The organism is Vibrio sp. 10N.222.48.A3 (assembly GCF_041475345.1).
Lineage (GTDB): Bacteria > Pseudomonadota > Gammaproteobacteria > Enterobacterales > Vibrionaceae > Vibrio > Vibrio tasmaniensis_A.
In genome coordinates this window covers 1-5,749 of sequence record NZ_JBFRVX010000858.1, presented here as the reverse complement: position 1 = coordinate 5,749, position 5,749 = coordinate 1, and the positions used below count along the sequence as shown (strand labels likewise).

At 43.6% G+C, this 5,749-nt stretch carries 7 protein-coding genes; 5 read left to right on the top strand and 2 right to left on the bottom strand.

Going from position 1 to position 5,749, the window contains the following annotated elements:
* Nucleotides 1-390 precede the first annotated feature (390 nt).
* Entirely contained in the window at nucleotides 391-1,128 is a 738-nt protein-coding gene (locus AB4653_RS20885; protein WP_009846454.1) for an HAD-IIB family hydrolase, read from the top strand.
* Between the two features lie 38 nt (nucleotides 1,129-1,166).
* On the opposite strand, the gene AB4653_RS20880 is transcribed toward AB4653_RS20885, so the two are convergent.
* Nucleotides 1,167-1,379 carry a TIGR02450 family Trp-rich protein gene (locus AB4653_RS20880; RefSeq protein ID WP_009846453.1) on the bottom strand — a complete coding sequence of 71 codons (213 nt, stop codon included), beginning with the start codon at nucleotides 1,377-1,379 and terminating at the stop codon, nucleotides 1,167-1,169.
* 190 nt (nucleotides 1,380-1,569) lie between these two features.
* On the opposite strand from AB4653_RS20880, the gene AB4653_RS20875 reads away from it, so the two are divergent.
* Together AB4653_RS20875 and AB4653_RS20870 are read left to right on the top strand one after the other, a co-directional pair.
* Nucleotides 1,570-1,845, top strand: a complete 276-nt coding sequence (locus tag AB4653_RS20875) for a nitrogenase-stabilizing/protective protein NifW (protein WP_009846452.1) — start codon at nucleotides 1,570-1,572, stop codon at nucleotides 1,843-1,845.
* Between the two features lie 152 nt (nucleotides 1,846-1,997).
* Nucleotides 1,998-3,122, top strand: a complete 1,125-nt coding sequence (locus AB4653_RS20870) for a M14-type cytosolic carboxypeptidase (RefSeq protein WP_029223162.1) — start codon at nucleotides 1,998-2,000, stop codon at nucleotides 3,120-3,122.
* A gap of 164 nt (nucleotides 3,123-3,286) precedes the next feature.
* On the opposite strand, the gene AB4653_RS20865 is transcribed toward AB4653_RS20870, so the two are convergent.
* Nucleotides 3,287-3,643 carry a hypothetical protein gene (locus AB4653_RS20865; RefSeq protein WP_009846450.1) on the bottom strand — a complete coding sequence of 119 codons (357 nt, stop codon included), beginning with the start codon at nucleotides 3,641-3,643 and terminating at the stop codon, nucleotides 3,287-3,289.
* A 359-nt stretch (nucleotides 3,644-4,002) separates the two neighbouring features.
* On the opposite strand from AB4653_RS20865, the gene AB4653_RS20860 reads away from it, so the two are divergent.
* Both AB4653_RS20860 and AB4653_RS20855 read left to right on the top strand, forming a co-directional pair.
* Nucleotides 4,003-5,241: a DEAD/DEAH box helicase gene (locus AB4653_RS20860; RefSeq protein WP_009846449.1), complete on the top strand. Its 1,239-nt coding sequence runs from the start codon at nucleotides 4,003-4,005 to the stop codon at nucleotides 5,239-5,241.
* Between the two features lie 268 nt (nucleotides 5,242-5,509).
* Nucleotides 5,510-5,731 carry a hypothetical protein gene (locus tag AB4653_RS20855; protein WP_009846448.1) on the top strand — a complete coding sequence of 74 codons (222 nt, stop codon included), beginning with the start codon at nucleotides 5,510-5,512 and terminating at the stop codon, nucleotides 5,729-5,731.
* Nucleotides 5,732-5,749 lie beyond the last annotated feature (18 nt).

Here is a 5,749-nt window from a genome sequence, read left to right as displayed (position 1 = left end):
TATTTATTTCACATCAGAACAATTAATAGGCTAAATAGACCAAGAATATGCACAAATAGTTCGTGTACAAATAATTCGAATACAAACCAATTAAGAGAGTTTAAACGCCACCAAGACTGGTAAATTAACACCATTACGAGGCGCGCACTCCCAATGACTTTTACACACATATGAAGGGCAATCTGGATAGAGTCCGTCCAATTAGGCACAGATCGGATTGATACCTTCATCTCCGATATAGAAGACATAACACCAACTGTGATACTTGCTGCAAACTGTCAAAAGTCGATTACCCAGGCCGAAAGACAACTTGTAGAGTACACATTGCTGTTCCATTCTTTATCTAAAGGTTGGGCACTCTTTCGGACGGATAAAAGGACAGGTATTAGAATGATAAAAATGCTGGTGTGTGACTTTGATGGCACGCTTGATGGCGGCTCGTCTCATGGGGTTGATCAGTTGTTTAACTACTTAACAAAGCAACCGGCTATCCGCTTTATCATCGCGACAGGTAGAACACTGCCCTCAATTCGTGTGGGTTTAGCTTCTGACAACTACCCGAAACCACACACGATTATCAGCGACGTAGGCACGAGAATTCATCACGAGCACTCCCAAACGCCGGATCACACCTGGCACAATCAATTAGAAGCATCTTGGAACAAGTCAAAGGTTGAGTCTGCACTTGCATCGCTCGATTTCATGGGAGAGCGCTTAGAGAGCCATCAAGGGGACTACAAGATCACTTTCGAAGGAAAACTCTCAGAGCCTCAACATGAGCTGATCGTATCTCGTCTGGAATCACACGGTTTAGATGTACACCTTACTTATTCCCACGATTGGTACTTAGATATCACGCCTAAGGGGGTCAACAAGGCCACAGCGATTCATCATCTACTTAAACAACATCAGTTAAGCATTGAAGAGGTATGCGTGGCTGGCGACTCAGCGAACGACACCTCGATGCTAACCATAGATGGCGTAAATTCAATATTGGTCGCGAATCATTACCCTGAGATCGCTCACCTGTCCGATCGAGATAATGTATACACCAGCAGAGCAACACATGCAGAGGGTGTGTTAGAAGGCCTTAAATACTGGCAAGGGCTTGCTGCGTCGGGTAATTAATACAAGTGTATCAAGCAGATCGCCTCGACTTGATACACTTATTTCCAACCAGGAAGCCAATGATCCTTATCGGTTAGATCGCGCCAGTTAATGTCTTCTTCTCGTTTCGTCATCACCGCTTCTATTAAGCAACGAATGACCTCCCCTTCTTCGAATTCGACCTCAGTGATCATAAAGTGCTTTTCTTTCTTTACTGGGCTAACGGCCGTCCATTTACTGCGAAGTAGTTTCTTTGGATTGATTCGATTCATTGATTCCTCTATCTGGTTGGGTAGTTGTCACTGTTCGTTAGTACTTTATCTATAATCCTCAAAGAGTTAAAAAGATCACTTCATGTTAAGAAAGCCTACGGTTCAACCCCTGGTAAGTCATAACTAAAATCAATAAAATAAATCGTGAACTCGGTACAATAGTTGCCACCAGTTCACAAACAAACTCCCCATGAGCCAAACAGAGTTCCAACAAAAAATAGCGAGCTTTACTTCGATTGAACAAGCGCTTGATTACTTCGAAATAGGCTTTGATAGCAAGTTCATCCACCAAAATAGAACCGAGCTTGTGAAGCGCTTCAATGGTTATCTGATCCTGTCAAAGCCGGATGATTGGTTTGCTGGAAGAAGAGCGCTGAAAAATGCGTACTGTAAGGTGCAACGCAGTAAACTCGATCGCTATACACGCTCTGCCTGTCGTGGTTGCACGACTTGCCAACGTCGATAGCTCAAAGTTAACCGTTAAATAGCTGTCGATTTAAAAGTAGGCAGCTAAAAAACAGATAGCTGAAATAACATCTCATTACGATTTAGTTAGTGGTTTGCTCGAAAAAAAGTGTGCTAATCTTACGGCAACTCAACTACGAGATAAAAACTACAATGAAAATTTTCAGCAACTTCGAAAGCGGCAACATTCACGTCGTTTCAGCAGATTCACCACAAAACATTCAACTAACTATTCCAGCGGATAATCAAACTGAAATCGCACAATGGTTTCATTTCCGCTTAGAAAGTGAAGCTCAACAAGCTCACCACTTTGAAATCGGCCAATTGGCAACATCTGCCTACCCTGAAGGCTGGAAAGATTATGATGTGGTTGCATCGTATGACCGTGAAGAGTGGTTCCGCATTCCATCTCAATTCGATGGCGACACTTTAAGCTTTGATATCATTCCTGAACACGATTCAATGTACTTCGCGTACTTCGCACCGTATTCATACGATCGTCATCAAGATCTCTTGCACAGTGCTCAAACGCACCCTGCTTGTAAGCTAGAAACTCTGGGCCATACGTTAGATAACAACGACATCACTTTGCTAACCATCGGTGAGCCAAGTGCAGAGAAGAAAAACATCTGGGTTATTGGTCGCCAACATCCGGGCGAGACCATGGCTGAATGGCTGATCGAAGGTCTGCTACAACGCTTGCTTGATGAAACAGACACAGTTGGTCGTTCACTTCTAGACAGCGTTGTATTCCGCGTTGTACCTAACATGAACCCAGACGGCAGCATCCGTGGTCACCTACGCACTAACGGTATTGGCGTCAACCTAAACCGTGAATGGCAGTCACCTTCTATGGAACGCAGCCCTGAGGTTTTCCTTGTTCGCGAGCGCATGCTAGAAACTGGCGTTGACCTTTGTCTAGACATTCACGGCGACGAAGCAATCCCATATAACTTTGTTGCTGGTAGCGAAGGCACACCTTCATACAACGAGCGCATTGCAAAACTAGAGAATCACTTCAAGCAAGCTCTTCTGACTATCACGCCAGAGTTCCAAGATGAATTTGGTTACGATAAAGACGAACCGGGCAAAGCAAATATGACCGTCGGCACAAACTGGATCGGCGAACAGTTCAAGTGTTTGGCATACACTGTCGAGATGCCATTTAAAGATCACATCAGCCACGCTGACGAACTGTACGGTTGGTCTCCAGAGCGCAGTGTTGCATTTGGTCACGACATGCTAGCAGCGGTTTGGGCAACAGTCGACGAGCTATAAGACGAAGCAAACTTGTTAGTTTGTCCTTAGAGACAGTTTGTCTTTAGAAGTAGTTTGTTCATTTTGTTCATATAGATGACAAAGCCCAGCACTCGTCAAAGTGCTGGGCTTTTTATATCAGATAACCATGAGTTACTTGGGGTTTAGGCGTTTAGATGCTTTGCTTATGCCACTCTAAGGTTCGCGAAGAAAACCGGGTACCTTTGCCTAATGTATCGTTGTTCAGCCACCATATCTTTGAAACTCGGGCCTTGTGATAACAGAACGATCACTTCATCGCCTTCTTGTCTCAATACAGAACCACGAATATCAATGCTGTTATTACCATGCAACCATAAAGTGCCTGCCATGGAGTAGCCTCGATAGACCGGGATGATGTTACTCATCATCAAGCGCACGCCTTTTTCAGAAACTTCACTGACATGAAAAAGTTCATCTTTGATTCGTATCACCGGGCGCGCCTTTTTGGGATACTTCAGGCGGTAATACTCACGTTTCTGGGTGAATGACTCTTCACTCATTGATGACTCCCTGTCTCTATTTTTATTTATAAAAAACAAGCTATTAAAACAACTTAAAAATACCCGTCCCCGTTGGCTTAAATCATCCTTAAACTTCAAACCTAGATTCAAAACACATATGCCAACCAAAAGGATAACTAATAATTATATCGTCTTTGCGTTCAATTGCTTTAGGTTTTTACGCCAAAATATCCATGGTTCTTAGGATTCGATAGAAAATGGGATGTAAGTCGTCTATCTCAGGTTCTATTCCCCCAAATATTAAGACTGAAGGCCAAGCTGAAGTTTACCGATAAACTGATTCTCTAACTTTTGACGTCCTGTTAAACTCCACCTCCCTTTTGATACTTGGTTCATTTATGTCATTTGATAGCCTAACCCTTAACCCAAAAACCGTCTCCGCGATCCCATCTCAATTCAATAAGCCGACAGAGATACAGCAAGCAGTAATTCCTACAATTATTGCGGAGAAAGACGTGCTGGCGTTGGCTCAAACGGGTAGCGGAAAAACGTTGGCATTTGGCTTACCTTTGCTGAACAGCATCAAGCATGATGTAAATGAACTACAAGCGATAATCATTGTTCCAACCCGTGAACTTGCCTCTCAAGTAGCCAAAGCACTAGAACCCATCGCAACCACACTTGATATCAAAACGGTGACACTGACTGGTGGAGTTGATATCGAGATCCAGCAACAGCAATTGTTAGAAAAGCCACAACTCGTGATCGCAACTCCTGGCCGCCTACATGCCGTTATTCAAGAGAACAAGCTCGAGCTAACCCAATGCAAGTCTTTAATTCTTGATGAGGCAGACCGTTTACTCGACATGGGATTTTGGCCAGATGTTCAAACCATTATTTCTGCTCTTCCTAAAAAGCATCAAACACTGCTGTTTTCGGCTACGCTGCCAAAAGAGCTGATCAGTCAGACTGAGGCGCTTCTTGTTAATCCAGTAAAGGTCACGACGCATCAAGAAAACAGTGTGGTCGCGGCTATTGAAGAAACTCTGTACTTAGTGAACAAAGGCAGTAAAGCTCAAGCGCTGATCGCCCTACTCAATCAGCACGCATGGTCGCAGGTATTGGTATTTATTGGCGCAAAAGACAATGCAGATGCATTAACCAAGCGATTGAGTAAAGCCAAAATAAGTGTGAATGCGCTACACGGAAATAAGAGCCAAGAAGAGCGAGAGCAAGCATTAGAGAGTTTCAAAAATGGCAAGACTCGTGTGCTTATCGCCACCGACGTTATGGCTAGAGGCATCCATATTGATCAACTACCTGTCGTAATTAACTTTGATTTGCCATCGCATTCGGCGACTTACGTCCACCGAGTTGGTCGCACAGCAAGAGCAGGAAGTACTGGCAGCGCGATCTCTCTGGTTAGCCACAGCGAAACTGACTACCTGAATGCAATTCGTACTCTGACCAATAAACCTCTTATGCTACAAGCGTTGGAAGGTTTCCCTGTTACAGACAAACCTGCATCTGAAGCGACAGCTCGCAAACGTCCGCCTAAAGACAAGATGGCTAACCGAAGAACCGCAAAAAAGAAGAGTGTTAAGCAATTTAAGAGCAAACCAAGTTCTTCGAAATAACCTGTTATTCAAAGTAACCACAGAAAATCGAATAGCCCAGTTTGCACTGGGCTTTTTTATGGTTGATCTCATATTAGCAGGACCAAAATACAAACTTATGCCCTCAAACCTCCATAAAGATGCCAACCTAAATGACACTTTTATGAATTATGATGCCAAGGTATTGATTCTTGGTTGCTCAAAAAAAATACTCTAAAATCACGTTGACGCCCCTATATCTGACAACTAGATTTTTCTATTAGTGTCTAAAAACCGGGAGGTCATTGAAATGAAACGTGCAAGCTCTACATATCGATTACAACTGATTAAGGAAGTGGCTACTCGCCGAGATCGTCAGCGTTCTAATGACCCGATGGCAAACTACATACAAAACCTAATAGACAACAAAGATGACTGTGATACCTCGGTGGAACGTAACCAGAGATTCAGTGGCAGTCATTTTGATGAGCATATTGGTGGTTGGGTTAGCGACCATTGGGGTAGCAAGTAAGCCTATATCTCTAGTCAC